Consider the following 15701-nt stretch of genomic DNA (forward strand, 5'->3'; position numbering starts at 1 on the left):
AAATTTAAACAGCTTGTGTAAATATATACACTAATTTATTATTTTCAAAACCACGTTACCAACTTTTTGCCCGCTCTCAACATAAGTATAAGCCTCTACTATATCATCAAGCTTTCGGTAGCTATCTATCACCGGTTTAAACATCCCATTTACTACCAAATCTTTTAAAAAGCCAATATCTTCTTGCGATAAATCTGGAGGAATTGGAAATAATACTTTTTTTTTGCTTTTCAACACCCAATGTTTTAAAGCCAAAAATACATTCTGTCCGTTTTTTCCTAATTCGGTAGATATGTAAATCCCATTTTTATTAAGAAGAGGTTGGCAAGCTCCAAATGAACTTTTTCCAACTGCATCAAAAACAAAATCATATTTGTAGTTAAATTTTGTAAAGTCAGACTGCTGATAGTTTATTACTTTTTTAGCACTCAATTTTTTGACAAGTTCAACGTTTTTTGTATTGCAAACAGCTGTAACATTAGCGCCAAAATAATTTAATAGCTGCACCGCCGATGAACCGATAGCTCCAGTAGCTCCATAAACCAACACCTCTTGTCCGTATTTTACTTTTGCTGCCCTGATAATATTTAAAGCGTAATGGGCACCTTCCGTTATGGCAGCTGCATCGTGTAAACTGATGTTTTTTGGAGCTATGGCTATGGCAGCATTATGCGCAATGGTAAGGTATTCGGCATGGCCTCCAAAGGTTTTATCGTTATAACCAAAAACTTGATCCCCTACTTTAAAGTCTGAAACATTTTTACCGATAGATTGTACGACACCAGAAAACTCACAACCCAAAATTTGATTCTTAGGTTTTAATAATCCGCTAAACAATCGCGAAACAACATATTCGGCACTTCTTATTCCGGCATCTGTTCTGTTAACGGTAGATGCGTAAACTTTTACCAGTAATTCATCATCACTTGGCTTTGGTTTTGCAACATCTGCAAGGTAAGCAACAGTAGGTGGCCCGTATTTTTTATGGATAATGGCTTTCATTTTTGATTTATTGATGGAGAAGTTGATTTGTTAAAATTTAGTTGTTAAATAAAATTCTAGTATTCTAAAAATCACAAAAACTAAAACGGAGAGCAAAACTTTAATCATCCATATTTCTTTGTTTGAATATATTTTAATATCTATAGTTAATACATTTAAACATTTCTTAACCGTGTTTTTATGAATGTAAAATATCAAAAAAATAGATGATTGATATAGGATAGCAGCCCTTAAAGCTCCTGTATTTACATGGTAAAAAATATCTTGCAAAATAATATTGATTAAAATAGTACTTGCAATTAGACCTCCTATTAACCTAGTTTTTATAAATAAAATCAGTAAAGCGGCACCTATTTCTAATACACCTAAAACAATTACATAGGCTTTTGAATAACTATAAAAAGCCCACATTAATTCCATCCCAGAAAGTTGAGCTACAACTTTATGATTACTTAATGCTCCATCAAACTGTATTACTTTTCCGGCTCCATAAATAATCATCCCAAAAGCAACCAAGTATGCCAAAGCATTTTCCAATATTTGTATTTTATCTTGTTTGGTAAGTTTCATTAAAAATTTAGTACACAAATTATTTATGGCTTACTTGATAACAACTGCCTCCAATTATTTTAAAATCCTCCCGGCATTTTTTCCAAAACCTTATATACTTAAATCTTCCATTTATAGGATTGCCCAGCATAACCCCGCTGGTTTGGTAGGCTACTAAAACGATAACCGTATCGCCAACAACCTTTATATCTTCAAAAAAAGCTGCTATGCTTTCCACCTTCATTTGTTTGGAGCGGTGCGACATTAAATCAATTTCTTTAGTAATGGTTTGCCCATTAGGGGCTATAAAAAGCAAATCGTTATGCAAATGTTTTTCTAAAAACTTTATATCACTTGCTTTGATTGCATCAATCAATTGATGCTCTAATGCATTTATTTGCTCCTTTACTGTTGTCATTTAATTTTTAATTTAATTGTAGATAAAGAACATTATTTGAATCCTTTGCAAAAAAAAACAAGTTTACAATCTTAGTTAAGATTTATAATTAAAGAAATAGTTACAAATTTGTTGCTAGATCATTATCTATTTTAATATATATAATAATTTATCAGCTTCATTTACAGCAAAATAGCCCAAGCAAAAATTCTTAGGGTTGGTTTGGTTTACCATGTTTCCTCTAATTGTTGATGCAGGTGATGGTCGAAACGGACCTCCCCCGCCGCCCGCTGCTGTACTTGTGAGTATTTTCATGTAGTTAAAATACCTTTCTGAAGTTTGCGCTAACTTGATTTCTATAGCATCCCCTTTTTTTAGTTTATCATCGCTAAAAAGTCCAAAGGTTTCATTCCCCTCAAAAAACTGGTCATCAAAAACTTCAAAGATGGGATATACACTTGCTGGTGATTTATAACTCATCACATAAAAATTATTTTGGTTCGGAACATCTGGGAAATTCACACGTATTGCATATTCGTCTTTATTAACCCCAAAATCGTCACGTTGTTCAACATCTAAGATTTCGTTAACGGATGTTAATTTCTCTTGCCCTTTATATGTTTCGCCATTGCTAATAACAGTTAAAGTATAAGTTTCGCCAATTACGGGGTTAAAGTTTGTACATGTGTATTTTCCTTTTTGAGTGCTTTCTTCAATAAAATCAAATTTTGCATTTGCCGTATTGTTTACATAAACAATAGCACCAGAAACTTTTGGTATTTCGGTATCAAAATAATCACCTGTGGTACTTAAAGTAATAGATTGGTTTTTACCATCGGTGCCTTTTACCCAAGTTAATGCGGCATCAATAACTAAACGTGGTGGTTCTCCGGCAAGGTCAACATCAATCACTTTTTCGCAACTGCTAAATAAGAAACCTAAAAATATAACAATGATTAAAAATAAATTTTTCATGATTTTAAAATTTGAAATTATAAGTAAAACTAGGAACAGCACCAAAAATTGATAATCTTTTAGCTTCATTATTACCTGTTTCTGTATTTTGAGAGAAGGCTATTGTAGCCGCATTTTGTCTGTTATAAATATTGTAAATACTAAAAACCCATTCACCTTGCCATTTTTTAATTCGTTTAGGTTTTGGTGTATAAGTGCCGGAAACATCTAAATGATGAAATAAGGGAAGTGTGTTTTGATTTCTTAAACCATAATTGGGGATATCAATTCCTTGGTACTGGTATCTACTTCTTGGAAACGATACAGGTTGTCCTGTTTGAAGTGTAAATATAGACCCGAAGCGCCATTTGTCACTAAATTTATAAGTTGCAGTAATGGCTAAATTGTGTAGCTTATCAGAGGCTGCTCTATACCACTCTCCGTTATTTATTCCTGTTTCAAGCGCTGTTCTTCCCGGGGTTTGTTGTTCAGAACGAGATAAGGTGTAGGATACCCATCCAGTTAGCAAGCCAGTGTTTTTCCGCAACATTAGCTCAGCACCGTAAGATCTTCCAATTCCGTTTAAAACAGCCTGCTCAATAGCTTTATTAGCAATAAGATTTGTTCCGTCTATATAATCTACCTTGTTGTCTATCTTTTTATAAAAACTTTCAATTTCTAAAGAGTAATCATCTTGGTGAAAATTTTGAAAATAGCCAATTGCAACCTGATCAAGCAGTTGTGGTTTCATAAAATCATCACTGGGTGCCCAAATATCTAATGGTGTTGGGGATTGCGTATTTGTTAAAAGGTGCAAATACTGGATCATTCTGTTATAGCTGGCTTTTACAGAATGATTATCAGTTATAGTGTATGAAAGTGCAAGCCGGGGTTCTAAATTGTTAAAACTAGCTATGGTTTCATTGGTGCCAAAACGTTTTACCCCTGTTGGCACTGCTTTCTCGTAAATACCTAGTTCTTGGTTAAACTTTACTGCCTCATTGTTTGCATAAGTAAATACATTTTGTGCTCCTAAACGGTAAAATGAGCTAAACCGTAAACCGTAACTAACGGATAATTTTTTGGTGAAGTTTTGTTCAACATCTAAGTAAACGGCAGGTTCTAAAGCATACTTTCTTTCTAACTGATCTTCGTTAATCTGCGAATCATTTCCTTGAGGTTGAATGGTGCCTGGATTAAAGTTATAGTGTTGCGCATTGATGCCATAAGTGAGTTTCAAATTATTATTTATATAGTGCTTAAAATCGTACTTTATATTAACGTTTTGTACGCTACTTGTCCACTTAAGGCCCGCAAAACCCACTTCTAAGCCATAGTAATAATCACTATAAATTGCAGAGAGATTAGAAAACAGCTTGTCGCTAAACAATTTATTCCACCTAAGATTTAAAACAGAGTTGCCATAAGTATTGCTAAAATCTTCATTTATGTTAAAATTATCTCTTCCAAAATAGCCAGATATGTATAAATTGTTTGTTTTGTTTAGTTTATAGCTGAATTTTGTATTTAAATCGTAGAAATTAGCAGCACTCTTAATATCTGTAAGTTTTAGAAATAAGTGCCCATAAGACCCTCTGCCAGCCACTAAAAAAGATCCCTTTCCTTTATTTATAGGGCCTTCTGCCATTAACCTACTTGAAACCAAGCCGATACCACCAGTAAACTTTAAATCATTTTTATTTCCCTCTTTTTGATATATATCTAAAACAGAAGAAAGTCGTCCGCCAAACCGGGCGGGTATGCCACCCTTGTAAAGCTTAATGTCATTAATAGCATCTGCGTTAAAGACCGAGAAAAACCCGAACAAATGAGACGTATTATAGATGGTTGCCTCATCTAAAAGAACCAAATTTTGGTCTGCACCGCCTCCTCTTACATTAAAGCCCGACTGTCCTTCCCCGGAATTTGTTACGCCTGGTAGTTGTAATAAAGATTTGATGACGTCAACCTCTCCCAAAACAACAGGCATCTCTTTGATTTGTCTTGCAGAAAGTTTATTTATACTCATTTCTGGTCTTCTAATTTCTGCAATGCCTTTATCTGCATTTACCACAACCTCTGCCAAAGACTGCTGATTTGAACTTAATGAGAAATCTTTTTTGATACTTTCTGATAACTGAATAGTGCTTTGTTGGCTCTGATAACCTACGTATCCTACATTAATTGTATAATTTCCTTTTGGTACGGTTAAAGAGTAAAAACCGTATTCATTGGTTATAGCGCCGCTATTTATTTCTTTAATAAAAATACTAACGCCTATTAGAGATTCCGATGATGATTTATCAGTTATTACGCCGCTTATAGTTACTATTTCTTGGGCAATTAATGCCGAAGAGTAAAGAAAAAATAAAAGCATTAAATTGAGTTTTGATTTGATGTAATGTTTCATTTATATGTTTGTATTATTTAGTGATGCGAATTTAACTACTGTTGAAGCCGGTATTAGTTAACTTAAGTGAAGAAATACAGTCTTTTTAAACATTAGCTTTTGATTATTATGGATTGTTGAGCGATACAAAATTTTTTACAAAACACTTCCCAGAAACCAACAATTGCTGATTTTTTTTTACGATTTGCAGTAAAATTTTTAAAAGATTTAAATGAAGTGTTTGATGCTTATTTTTTAGTGGGCAAACTAAAAAAGTCTTATTCCAGCTTCAAAACCTACCCAGCCATTTAAGTTTTTATTGTAGTTATGGTAAGCCAAACCTCTAGACTGTAAGGGAAGAGCGTAGTTTTTGATTTTGCTTTGCTGTTTGTTGTAATAAATGTTGTAATATGGGCCAGCAAAAATTTCAATTCCTTTTACCAGCTTTACCTGTAGGTTTAAACCAGCTTTACCAATCCAATTGTTTTTGCTCCATGAACCCAAGTAAATTTGATCACCACTTAACTGGCTACCAACAGCAATTTTTTTGTTTATTATAAAATCATGACCAACTCCCAGGCCGACGCTGTAAACTTTAGCGGTATCAGAAATATTGTATCCAGCCCTAATGGAGGTGTATAATTTTGCGCTACCGGTTACCAAAGCAAGGTTTATATTAGTAAAATCATTACTATAAACAGCCAATTTATGATAACCGTTTTTAGACAGGTTTACCAAACCAAAACTAACCCCTTCCAAAGTATCAGCAATGTTTACTAATCCCATTTGAAAACCCTTCATTTTTTTTGCATAATTTACTATTCCCGCCAACTGCACACCCTTCATACTATCTGTTACCATATTATAAATCCCAGCCATTTGCCAACCGCTTACTTCTTTTAAATTGGTATTGCCTATACCCGCAAGTTGCGCACCCTTAAGTTTTTTGCCATTCAAATTTACAATTCCAGCTATTTGAGTTCCGGTCATATTTCCTTTATTTGCATTTACAATCCCCGCAATTTGTACCCCAAATAAGTTAGATTTCACTGCGTTAAATGTTCCCGCTATTTGAAATGCGCTAACACTATCCAAAACTATATTTCCAATTCCAGCCATCTGTGCACCATTAACTGTTCCTCCAACGGTGTTAATTAATCCTGCTGCCTGAAAATTCTTAACGTTGTGCTTATTCACATTGAACAAACCAGCTACCTCTACCCCATCCACTCCTGCAGAATATCCTGCCAAAGCATTTAAAGAAACCGCATTTACCACTTGTGAATTGTAAAGACCATTTGTGCTTAGGCCAGGGACAAACGAAAACTGCACTGGACTTTCCGCGTAAAAACCATTTAGGTTTGCACTTTGCACTCTTTGCTTTGAAGTGATAAATATCTTTCCAAAGTAAGTGGCCACAATCCCGCTTTCCGGATTAAAACGGTATTTGCTGGTGTCTTGAGTGCCAACCATAACTGCTGGCAACATTGTTACTGTAATTTCCTTATACTGATCTTTAGCAACAGTTAACCTAATGGCTTGGTTGTTTGATTTTATTTTGAGCTTAAAGTAACCTAAATGATTTGTTAAAGTACTTTTAAGTAGTTGTTTCTCATAAACACTGGCATCTTTCACTTTTTGACCGTCTGAGTTATCAATAATATAACCCGAAATGAGGTATTTACGCCCAATTGATTCTGATTTTTCTGGAATTAACGAAAGGCTTTTAGGACAAGCTCTCAATACAATATAATTAGACGCTTCCTTGTACTCAAAACTACCGTTAAATAGTGAATCAAGAGCATCTTGAACCATTATATTGTCTGCTTTAAAGGTAATTGTAGTGTCTTTTGGCAAACTATCTGAATTGTAAGAAAATATAAAATTCCCCTTTTTACTTAGTTGGTCTAGTACAGTTTGTAGTGGCTGGTCGCTCGCTGTTATTGATATTTTTTTTGCAAGGTTGTTTTGTGCGTAAGTGTTGCTTACCAACGATACAATTATTGCAGCTAACATTATCATCTGATTTTTCATTTGATTTATTGTAAAATTATTAAGTTATTCTCTTTAGTGGCTTTTAACTGGAAGGTTTCGGTAATCACGTCTATTATGCTTTCTAACGACTCGTCTTTAAAAGTTGTTGTGAGTTTTAAATTTTTAACACGCTCATTCTTAATAATTATCTTCACATCATAAGTATCATTTAAAACTTCAACCAATCGCCATAAGGGAGTGCTATTTGCAACAAACTCCTTCGTGATATAGTAATTATAAAAGCTGTCGGTAACATTTTGTTTTTGCAGCGAGCTATAATGGTCATCAACAACCACTTTTTCGCCTGGTTTCAGTTCTATAGATCGCTCTTTTTTAGTCACTTCAACAACACCGGTCTCCACAGTTACTTCAGTCTTTTCATCGGTACATTTTACGTTAAAAGAAGTACCTACCACTCTAATTGAAGTGTTTTCTGTTTGGATAACGAATGGTGAATCTTTATCTGGCTTGATAGAGAAAAAAGCTTCGCCGGCAACTAGTTTTACACCTCTATATTCTCCAGTGAATTTTTCAGGGAAATTTATTCGGGTATATTTATTTAGCGTAACAGTAGAACCATCGGGTAAACTAATAATTTTTGTATTTGCTAGCGTTTGCCCTACCATCTGACTTGGAGATTTTAACTGTTGGTAGGTAAACCAACTAAGCGTAAGCATCACAATCAAACATGCGGCAACATTAATCCAGCTTAACTTAAGCAGCTTTGCCTGTTTTGGTTTAGTTTCTGCAACCCTCATGTTAAATTTTTTCCAAGCTATGTCTTCATCTTCTAAATGCTGCAAGCCTAGTTTTTTACTCGTTTTCCAGATCAATTCCATTTCCTCAAAATATTTTTGATTCTCAGCATCTCTATCAAGCCAGTTTTTTAATGTGAGTTTCTCAGTTTCTGAGCTTTCTTCTAATAAACATTTAATAATTAGTTCGTCTATCATCTCCATCTTATTTTAACATTAATATTGAATTAAAGAACCCTATCATTATAGGCAAAAAGTCAACTAATTTGATTCTCATTAAGCGAAGTGCTTTACCCATTTGCCCTTCAACGGTTTTTATTGATATGCCTAATTTTTCGGCTATTTCACGGTAACGTAATTCGTCAAAACGGCTCATCTGAAAAATTGTTCGGCATTGTTGTGGCAAATCATTTAAAGCTTTTTGTAAATGCTCTTCTAATTGCCTAAGCTTAATACGGTCACTCGCACTGCCTGTTTCGTTTTTCATACTGTACAATGTTCTTTGTTGGTACAATGATTTTACTTTTTGATGCCTGAGGTGATTTAAACTTTCGTGATAAACGGATTTGTATAGATAACTCGCCGTAATCGTGTCCCTCGGCAGAATTTCCCGTTTTTCCCAGATTTTTAAAAACACATTTTGCACCATTTCTTCAGCAACATCCAAATCATTTAACATGGTGTAGGCATAGTTTTGTAATGCCTTAAAGTATTGCTTAAATACCTTTTCAAACACCACCTCGCCGCCAGTGTTAATTTGATGTATAAGATTAAGTTCAGCTTTCAAATGTTCAATTCTTTAAATTGTTATATAAACTCATTAGCTTGTTTTAAGCATGGTAGTCCAATTTTAACCAGTTGTTATATAACAACTGGTTTGCAAACATCTTTTATGTAAATTATTGGAACTCTCATTTTTCATCCTATTTATATTGATAACACGCTTAAATTAACTTACCCTTACATGTATATTATTTTATTTTTAAAATAAATTTTCAGTAGTCAAAACTAAGCTACATAACAGTTTGTATATTATTTATATCGAGTACCTTATATCAAACGACATTAGGTTTTAAAAAAAAGTAAAAAGGCAGTAATAGAATTATTTACCATTACTGCCTTTATACTAACGCTATAAGCGCATTAAAAAAACTGTTATATTTTAGTATCCAAAAACTAGCTTGGTAACTTCTGGAGTACCACTTGGAATTACTTTTTCTGAAACATTAGCAGTTAAAGGAAAGTTTTGTGAATCAAAAGTATAACTGTTAATTATTTCACGTTCAACATTACCAATATTATATTTTTGCTTTACTATTTCATTAGCCGAATAAAATTGAGCTAAAGAAACATCTACAACATGTTTTAAATTAGAATTCAAAAATGGACTTTTCTTAGTTCCATAGGTGAAATCTCTAGTAGTAGTAAGCGTTTCTCCAACGTAACTTTGAATTTTGCTAACGTTATTATTGACGTAGCTAAAGACGTGTTTGCCAATTGTACTTGTATTTTCGTTATTTTTAATCAAAATTTCTGTAACTCGGTTTGAAGCATCGGTTGTATATGCAACTTTATAAGTGAACTTAACCTCATTATTTTGATAAATTGTATTCACCGCAGTCTTAGCTTTGGCCCCATCGTACGTAATTTCTAACTTTGTTTTATTATTAGCATCAAGTTTAATCTCCAGTACAGTAAGCTTTTCGCCAGTATAAGTAAATTTTGACTCCGTACCATCATTCGCTTTAAAAAGGGTCATTTTTTTACTATTGTCATAGGTAAGGTTGGTAATTGTTGTATCACCGTTATCAATCAGTGTCAACTTTTTTAATAGTTGTGTGCTTTTTGGGGTACTATCCTTTTTACATGCAGAAAATGCCAGTACTATGCCGGCTATTATTATAAATTGCTTTTTCATTTCAAATTGTTTGTTAGTTAAATTATTTATTTTTAGATGCATCTGAACCACATTACGGAAGCAAAATAATTAATGATACAGCAATTATGTTTTTTTTGGATATATACGAATTGTATGATAAGGTTTACTGCTTTATTTTTTTGATAAGATGATAGCTATAAATCAAGCCTAGTCTAGATTATTTTTACGGAGAAATAATTTATGATAATGAACAATACTGGTGATTTTGCGCAGCGTTTCAAAGTGGAAGAACTGAATTTTATTAGAAACAGATAGCAACCCTTTAGTGACAGTTTGCTTTTCGTGTTCAATGTATTGCGAAGAAGCTTTGCGATTGACATAGAAGGGTTTGTACATCATTTAAACGGATGTTTTACTTCTCAAAACACCCCTAATTTCACCTCAAGTGAAATTATTTAGAACAGAAAAAAAAATAAAGAATACTGTTTTTAAGCATCTCTAGTCCGTTATTATAGAAAACCATACACCATTCGTAACAAAGAACCAGTCAGTGGAAGAGATAGTAAAGGGAAGATCATCTGTTTTGTACGATGCGCTTAAGGGTATAGCCCTAGATGCGGTTCTGGAAAACCTGATCATCGGTGAACAGAAATTGCCTCTAACACAATCTTTTTATTTATGACCGAAGTTATTTGTCCTGTGATTTTGTAAATGAACAAATATTTTGGATTCAACAAAAATTTGATGAATAAAGCAATCAAAAAGCAATATAATTTATACTACTTTTTAAAACATAACTTCACAAAAGAAGCTGCTATTTCTGCTTTAACTGGTGGGTGAAATTTTTTAATACAGATATTAATTTCATTGATGTTTACAAATCGCATTTTAATTGCTTCTAAAACATTTTGTGCAATGCTTTCAATCAAAAATGCTTCTAGTTCAAATGCTTTAGCGCAAATTGCATGAAGCTGCATATAATCTATACCGTCGTTTAAGTCATCAGATAAACGCTCTTTTACTTCATAGCTTACACTTAAATCTACTAAAAAATCATTTTTAAATACCCTTTCTTCGGCAAACCAGCCTACCGCAGCATTAAATTTTGCTCCTTCTAATCCTACAGTTGCTAAAGTTTCGCTCATGCCCAAAGATGATAGTAAATACAATTAATTCAAAATAATTGTTAACCATAAGGCATTTTGTTAAATTTGATACAAAGGGAATTATCTAAATTACAAAAATGAGCCAATCAACTAAAAAAGATTTTTACGATCATCCGGATTACTATTTATTAGATGAATTACTAACCGATGAGCATAAGCTGATTAGAAGTACGGTTAGAGATTGGGTGAAAAAAGAAATAAGTCCGATAATAGAAGATTTTGCGCAAAGAGCAGAATGCCCTACTCATTTAATAAAAGGTTTAGGAGAAATTGGGGCTTTTGGCCCAACCATTCCTGTTGAATATGGAGGCGCCGGTTTAGATTATATTTCTTACGGAATAATTATGCAAGAAATAGAGCGTGGCGATTCTGGCATACGCTCAATGGCTTCTGTACAGGGTTCCTTAGTAATGTATCCAATTTATGCTTTCGGATCTGAAGCGCAAAGAAATAAATACTTACCAAAATTAGCAACAGGCGAATTAATGGGTTGTTTTGGCTTAACCGAGCCAGACCATGGTTCAGATCCTAGCGGAATGGTTACCAATATCAAAGATGGTGGAGATCACTATGTATTAAATGGCGCTAAAATGTGGATTTCTAATTCGCCATTTGCTGATATTGCCGTTGTTTGGGCAAAAGATGAAGAAGGAATTGTACGAGGTGTGATTGTAGAACGCGGAATGGAAGGTTTTAGCACTCCAGAAACGCATAATAAATGGTCTTTAAGAGCTTCGGCTACTGGAGAATTGGTATTTGATAATGTAAAAATCCCTAAAGAAAATATTTTACCAAATGTTAAAGGTTTAAAAGGTCCGTTAAGTTGCTTAAATCAAGCCCGTTTTGGAATAGCCTGGGGTGCTTTAGGTGCAGCTATGGATTGTTACGATACGGCATTGCGCTATACCAAAGAAAGAAAACAATTTGGGAAACCCATTGCTAAATTTCAGCTACAGCAAAAAAAACTAGCGGAAATGATTACGGAAATTACAAAAGCACAACTCTTAGTTTGGCGTTTAGCAACTTTAAAAAACGAGGACAGAGCAACTCCAGCTCAAATATCTATGGGTAAAAGAAATTCGGTAGAAACTGCTTTAAATATAGCAAGAGAAGCTAGGCAAATGCTGGGCGGAATGGGAATTACAGGCGAATACCCAATTATGCGTCATATGATGAATTTAGAATCGGTGGTAACTTATGAGGGTACGCATGATATACATTTATTAATTACTGGTTTAGATGTTACAGGGGAAAATGCTTTTGGTTAACAAAAACTTAATGTAGCATTTTTAACGTTTACCTCGTACTTTAGTGTAATGAGAAACCTTTATTCTATCCTATTGAAAATAAGCATTTTTTGCTATCTAATTACATTGATTTCTTGTACACGTTATATTACACCGCCTGTAACCGGGCAAAATAATATAGGATATATTTATCGTCCTTTTTATAAAGATTCAAGCAATTCCAAAATAAATATTTCTTTAGGATATGGATTTGCAGCATCTCCAGATGGGCATCTTGAACATCAAATGGCTACAATCGATATGACTAGAGGTCATAGCTTAAAAAACTTCAATTTTGGTTATGGTGTATTTGCTTATGCAGGCAAATCAGTTTACAATGACACATTTACAGATACCTATTCTAACCCATCAAATGAAGTAAGTACTACCTCCCATTTTAAATATAACTTTAATAATATTTGTTTAAGAACATCAATAGGTTATCATTTGGTTTCAAAAAATGGCAAAACAAATTACAGGATAATTAATTGGGAAAACGCGTTCTCGATAGAAAATGGTAAATATTTAGACTATAGAAGTAATATTTCACCTAATTCATTTGCAGTTCCTAGAGGCACAACTGTTTAGGTTTCAAATCTATCAAACATGTATACTACAGGTTTTTCTAGTGAAATTTTCAGAAATAAAGCATTCGGTAGCCATAACATTCAATCTTCTATTAGAATTTTTATGGGAGGTACAATAGATTTAAACAACAGCATTATTAGTACAAAAAATCCAGAAAACAATGCGGAATATGGTGGCTTTTGTATTATCACAAGTTACTTTTTAAAATACAAAAAGTTATACTTTTCCACAGAAATTGGAACAGATTTAAATTTTGGTTCAAAATTCTCCTTAGGTTATAGTTTTTAATTAACTGGTATAGTGTTTGTCTATCCAATAATTCATCAAACAAAAAAACAATCATGAATAGAACGATAGGAATAATATTAGTAGTTGTAGGGATTGCAATGCTAATTTGGGGTGGTTTTTCATACACCAAACAAGAAAAAGTGGTTGACGCTGGACCAATACAAATATCAGCAGATAAGAAAGAGAGTGTAAACTGGCCTCCATATGCTGGCGGTTTAATTTTAGTAGCTGGAGTTGTGGTTTTAGTAACTGCTAAAAAAAGCTAGTTGCTGATAGGTTGAGTTAACTTAAACAGACATTATAGCTTAAATATTTAAAATTAAGCTTAATTTTGAAGCATTCCGATACAAAACGGGATGCTTTTTTATTACCATAAACAATCCCCCGATTGACGTTTGCGGACATCGGACTTTTTGAAAATGAAAGATTATAAAAAATATTACAGCATTAGCGCCCCACCAGAAGAAGTGTATTTAGCCCTTACCATTCCTTTAAGCATCAAGCTTTGGAGTGGTGCAGAAGGCGAAATGAGTACAGAACCAGGTTCTAATTTTTCTTTATTTGATGGTGACATTGTTGGGAAAAACTTAGAATTTATAGAAGGCAAAAAAATTGTTCAACAATGGTATTTTGACGGTCAAACCGAAGATTCTATTGTGACTATAAAACTGCATGAAGTAAAAAATGGCTGCTCTGCAGAACTTTTACACACCAATATCCCAGATGAAGTTTACGATGAATTTGTTGACGGCTGGAACACCAGCTATTTTGGCGAATTGATAGAATTTTTTGACGGAGAATAAAACAACCTTAAAGCAAAAGTCCATTTAAAAACATTTAAATGGACTTTTGTATTTATGACCGTTAGAAAAGTTCGATATGACCAGCCTACATAATCACTAATGAACTCATTAAATGTAAAACATACCTAATAACCAATGACTAATAAACTCCACAACCATTATACAAGCCTAATGAACTCATTATACGAATGTACTAAGTAACATGGCTATCCTCTATTTTTTCGGTATAGAAATAGAAGTTTTCTTCAACATTAAAATGGGAATGCCTATATGCATGATAATGATATTTTTCTTCGGTGTAGGCTCTGCTAGCATTGCTAACCTCATATTAAGAAAGAGTAATTTAGAATTTTCGCTGCTTGGTGCAAGCAATGGCGTATTCGCAATTCTAGGAGTTTCGCTAATTTTATTTGCTAACCAACCTATAAAATTTTTTCCTATTCCATTTTCAAATACAGCTATAATTTTCGGCCTCATCTTATTGATGTTATTTAATCATCAAACAAAAAAAGACAACATTGATTATTTTGGCCATTTAACAAGTTTCATAAGTGGTTTGTTAATTGCACTTATAATAAGATAGCTGGCATTCACCAGCTATCTATAACCTGGCAAAAAAATTAAATATCCCACCATGCTAAACATTCTGGCCCTGTAGCTGCAATAAGCCCTCCTGCAACCGATCCAATTCCACCAAATAATCCACCAAATAATGCTCCCAAAGCAACAGCTTTTCCACATTGGCCTTTTCCAACAAAAATCTTCTCCATTTGTTCGTTTTCTAATTTTTCCATATCCTTACAGTTTAGCTCTTCAACATTAAAGAGGATATAAAGAGAAAAATTATGCATTGAATCTTCTATTCGATAAATGAATAAAAAATTATTTGCTTAGTTAACAAAAAATTAATATTTTGTTAACATTAAACTATCTACTTATGACTGGTGAAAAAATCAGAATTCAACGCGTCATCAAAGGTTACAGTCAAGAATACATGTCGTTTATGCTCAGTATCTCCCAAAGCACTTACTCTAAAATGGAAAGTGAACAGGTAGAAATAACCGTTCAAAGACTTTTTGAAGTCGCAGAAATTTTAAAGGTTGAAATTACCAGCCTTTTACCTGAACCTAAAAAGGGTGAAATCATCGAATTAAACAGTTTCTATAAATTGCTATCCAAATTAAAAATTAAATTTCGGAGCTTTATATTCAAAAATAAAACGCAACTATAGGATAACTATAGTATAACTATAGTATAACTAAGAGATAACTATAGGATAAACAAATCAGTGATGATGTAAAAATCTAAAGTACAAAGGTACTTGAAACTATATAAACATTACAGCATTGAATTTTATAGATGCAGCATTTACATTAAAAAAGGATGTGGTAATATATCAGAAATTTGAAACAGGTTCTTATTCTTAGTCTCTAACTTATAAGTCTTTCTTTAGCAGCATCAAAATTATACTGTTGCACCATTTCTTTAATGCTTTTAAAAGAGAATTTTTCCTCAGCCTCATATTGCAACTACTCTTTCATTATCACAGGGTCAACGCATGAAAAAAGTAAAAAATCGTAGGGTTATTCACATAATGTTAGTTTCTGCTTA

The 15701-nt window shown here is 33.3% G+C and carries 18 protein-coding genes; 7 read left to right on the plus strand and 11 right to left on the minus strand.

The window, feature by feature from the left end; genetic code table 11:
- Positions 1-30: 30 nt before the first annotated feature.
- The 10 genes from ACFSSE_RS17810 to ACFSSE_RS17855 form a co-directional block, all read right to left on the minus strand.
- Entirely contained in the window at positions 31-1002 is a 972-nt protein-coding gene (locus ACFSSE_RS17810) for an NAD(P)-dependent alcohol dehydrogenase (RefSeq protein WP_379045398.1), read from the minus strand.
- 30 nt (positions 1003-1032) lie between these two features.
- Complete coding sequence (locus ACFSSE_RS17815; RefSeq protein WP_379045401.1) at positions 1033-1572, minus strand: hypothetical protein; 540 nt, start codon at positions 1570-1572, stop codon at positions 1033-1035.
- A gap of 19 nt (positions 1573-1591) precedes the next feature.
- Positions 1592-1969, minus strand: a complete 378-nt coding sequence (locus ACFSSE_RS17820; RefSeq protein ID WP_379045403.1) for a nuclear transport factor 2 family protein — start codon at positions 1967-1969, stop codon at positions 1592-1594.
- Between the two features lie 126 nt (positions 1970-2095).
- On the minus strand, positions 2096-2923 hold the full coding sequence (locus ACFSSE_RS17825; RefSeq protein ID WP_379045406.1) for a DUF4249 family protein: 828 nt from the start codon (positions 2921-2923) through the stop codon (positions 2096-2098).
- 4 nt (positions 2924-2927) lie between these two features.
- Complete coding sequence (locus ACFSSE_RS17830; protein ID WP_379045409.1) at positions 2928-5312, minus strand: TonB-dependent receptor; 2385 nt, start codon at positions 5310-5312, stop codon at positions 2928-2930.
- A gap of 246 nt (positions 5313-5558) precedes the next feature.
- Positions 5559-7325 (minus strand): hypothetical protein, encoded by a 1767-nt coding sequence (locus ACFSSE_RS17835; protein WP_379045412.1) that lies wholly within the window; start codon positions 7323-7325, stop codon positions 5559-5561.
- 5 nt (positions 7326-7330) lie between these two features.
- Positions 7331-8278: a FecR family protein gene (locus ACFSSE_RS17840; RefSeq protein ID WP_379045415.1), complete on the minus strand. Its 948-nt coding sequence runs from the start codon at positions 8276-8278 to the stop codon at positions 7331-7333.
- A gap of 7 nt (positions 8279-8285) precedes the next feature.
- Complete coding sequence (locus ACFSSE_RS17845) at positions 8286-8867, minus strand: RNA polymerase sigma-70 factor (protein WP_379045418.1); 582 nt, start codon at positions 8865-8867, stop codon at positions 8286-8288.
- A gap of 375 nt (positions 8868-9242) precedes the next feature.
- The gene (locus tag ACFSSE_RS17850) at positions 9243-9998 is read right to left on the minus strand and encodes a hypothetical protein (protein ID WP_379045422.1); all 756 of its coding nucleotides are present in this window, start codon (positions 9996-9998) and stop codon (positions 9243-9245) included.
- 740 nt (positions 9999-10738) lie between these two features.
- Positions 10739-11104 (minus strand): dihydroneopterin aldolase, encoded by a 366-nt coding sequence (locus tag ACFSSE_RS17855; RefSeq protein WP_379045425.1) that lies wholly within the window; start codon positions 11102-11104, stop codon positions 10739-10741.
- Between the two features lie 98 nt (positions 11105-11202).
- Between ACFSSE_RS17855 and ACFSSE_RS17860 the strand changes: the two genes are divergently transcribed.
- The 6 genes from ACFSSE_RS17860 to ACFSSE_RS17885 all read left to right on the plus strand — a co-directional run bounded on the left by ACFSSE_RS17860 (position 11203) and on the right by ACFSSE_RS17885 (position 14673).
- Positions 11203-12393, plus strand: coding sequence for an acyl-CoA dehydrogenase family protein (locus ACFSSE_RS17860; RefSeq protein WP_379045428.1), 1191 nt, complete (start codon positions 11203-11205; stop codon positions 12391-12393).
- Positions 12394-12498: 105 nt separating this feature from the next.
- Positions 12499-12999, plus strand: a complete 501-nt coding sequence (locus ACFSSE_RS17865; protein WP_379101064.1) for a hypothetical protein — start codon at positions 12499-12501, stop codon at positions 12997-12999.
- Between the two features lie 18 nt (positions 13000-13017).
- Entirely contained in the window at positions 13018-13287 is a 270-nt protein-coding gene (locus ACFSSE_RS17870; protein ID WP_379045434.1) for a hypothetical protein, read from the plus strand.
- A gap of 53 nt (positions 13288-13340) precedes the next feature.
- Positions 13341-13553, plus strand: coding sequence for a hypothetical protein (locus tag ACFSSE_RS17875; protein ID WP_379045437.1), 213 nt, complete (start codon positions 13341-13343; stop codon positions 13551-13553).
- A 153-nt stretch (positions 13554-13706) separates the two neighbouring features.
- A complete protein-coding gene (locus tag ACFSSE_RS17880; RefSeq protein WP_379045440.1) occupies positions 13707-14090 on the plus strand; it encodes an SRPBCC domain-containing protein in 384 nt (127 codons plus the stop codon).
- A gap of 202 nt (positions 14091-14292) precedes the next feature.
- Positions 14293-14673, plus strand: a complete 381-nt coding sequence (locus ACFSSE_RS17885) for a rhomboid family intramembrane serine protease (protein ID WP_379045444.1) — start codon at positions 14293-14295, stop codon at positions 14671-14673.
- A 37-nt stretch (positions 14674-14710) separates the two neighbouring features.
- Here ACFSSE_RS17885 and ACFSSE_RS17890 read toward each other — a convergent pair whose 3' ends face one another.
- Positions 14711-14884 (minus strand): hypothetical protein, encoded by a 174-nt coding sequence (locus tag ACFSSE_RS17890; protein ID WP_379100918.1) that lies wholly within the window; start codon positions 14882-14884, stop codon positions 14711-14713.
- Between the two features lie 143 nt (positions 14885-15027).
- On the opposite strand from ACFSSE_RS17890, the gene ACFSSE_RS17895 reads away from it, so the two are divergent.
- Complete coding sequence (locus ACFSSE_RS17895; protein WP_379045447.1) at positions 15028-15321, plus strand: helix-turn-helix domain-containing protein; 294 nt, start codon at positions 15028-15030, stop codon at positions 15319-15321.
- Positions 15322-15701 lie beyond the last annotated feature (380 nt).

The sequence above is a fragment of the Pedobacter alpinus genome (genome assembly GCF_042684645.1).
In the GTDB taxonomy this organism is placed as follows: Bacteria; Bacteroidota; Bacteroidia; order Sphingobacteriales; family Sphingobacteriaceae; genus Pseudopedobacter; species Pseudopedobacter alpinus.

Excerpts from the sequence above, each read along its gene's own strand:
- ACFSSE_RS17850 (WP_379045422.1), bottom strand. The coding sequence starts at position 9,998 with ATGAAAAAGCAATTTATAATAATAGCCGGCATAGTACTGGCATTTTCT.
- ACFSSE_RS17885 (WP_379045444.1), top strand. The coding sequence starts at position 14,293 with ATGGCTATCCTCTATTTTTTCGGTATAGAAATAGAAGTTTTCTTCAAC.
- ACFSSE_RS17825 (WP_379045406.1), bottom strand. The coding sequence starts at position 2,923 with ATGAAAAATTTATTTTTAATCATTGTTATATTTTTAGGTTTCTTATTT.
- ACFSSE_RS17835 (WP_379045412.1), bottom strand. The coding sequence starts at position 7,325 with ATGAAAAATCAGATGATAATGTTAGCTGCAATAATTGTATCGTTGGTA.
- ACFSSE_RS17895 (WP_379045447.1), top strand. The coding sequence starts at position 15,028 with ATGACTGGTGAAAAAATCAGAATTCAACGCGTCATCAAAGGTTACAGT.
- ACFSSE_RS17890 (WP_379100918.1), bottom strand. The coding sequence starts at position 14,884 with ATGGAAAAATTAGAAAACGAACAAATGGAGAAGATTTTTGTTGGAAAA.
- ACFSSE_RS17860 (WP_379045428.1), top strand. The coding sequence starts at position 11,203 with ATGAGCCAATCAACTAAAAAAGATTTTTACGATCATCCGGATTACTAT.
- ACFSSE_RS17840 (WP_379045415.1), bottom strand. The coding sequence starts at position 8,278 with ATGATAGACGAACTAATTATTAAATGTTTATTAGAAGAAAGCTCAGAA.
- ACFSSE_RS17870 (WP_379045434.1), top strand. The coding sequence starts at position 13,018 with ATGTATACTACAGGTTTTTCTAGTGAAATTTTCAGAAATAAAGCATTC.
- ACFSSE_RS17810 (WP_379045398.1), bottom strand. The coding sequence starts at position 1,002 with ATGAAAGCCATTATCCATAAAAAATACGGGCCACCTACTGTTGCTTAC.
- ACFSSE_RS17815 (WP_379045401.1), bottom strand. The coding sequence starts at position 1,572 with ATGAAACTTACCAAACAAGATAAAATACAAATATTGGAAAATGCTTTG.
- ACFSSE_RS17820 (WP_379045403.1), bottom strand. The coding sequence starts at position 1,969 with ATGACAACAGTAAAGGAGCAAATAAATGCATTAGAGCATCAATTGATT.
- ACFSSE_RS17830 (WP_379045409.1), bottom strand. The coding sequence starts at position 5,312 with ATGAAACATTACATCAAATCAAAACTCAATTTAATGCTTTTATTTTTT.
- ACFSSE_RS17875 (WP_379045437.1), top strand. The coding sequence starts at position 13,341 with ATGAATAGAACGATAGGAATAATATTAGTAGTTGTAGGGATTGCAATG.
- ACFSSE_RS17880 (WP_379045440.1), top strand. The coding sequence starts at position 13,707 with ATGAAAGATTATAAAAAATATTACAGCATTAGCGCCCCACCAGAAGAA.
- ACFSSE_RS17855 (WP_379045425.1), bottom strand. The coding sequence starts at position 11,104 with ATGAGCGAAACTTTAGCAACTGTAGGATTAGAAGGAGCAAAATTTAAT.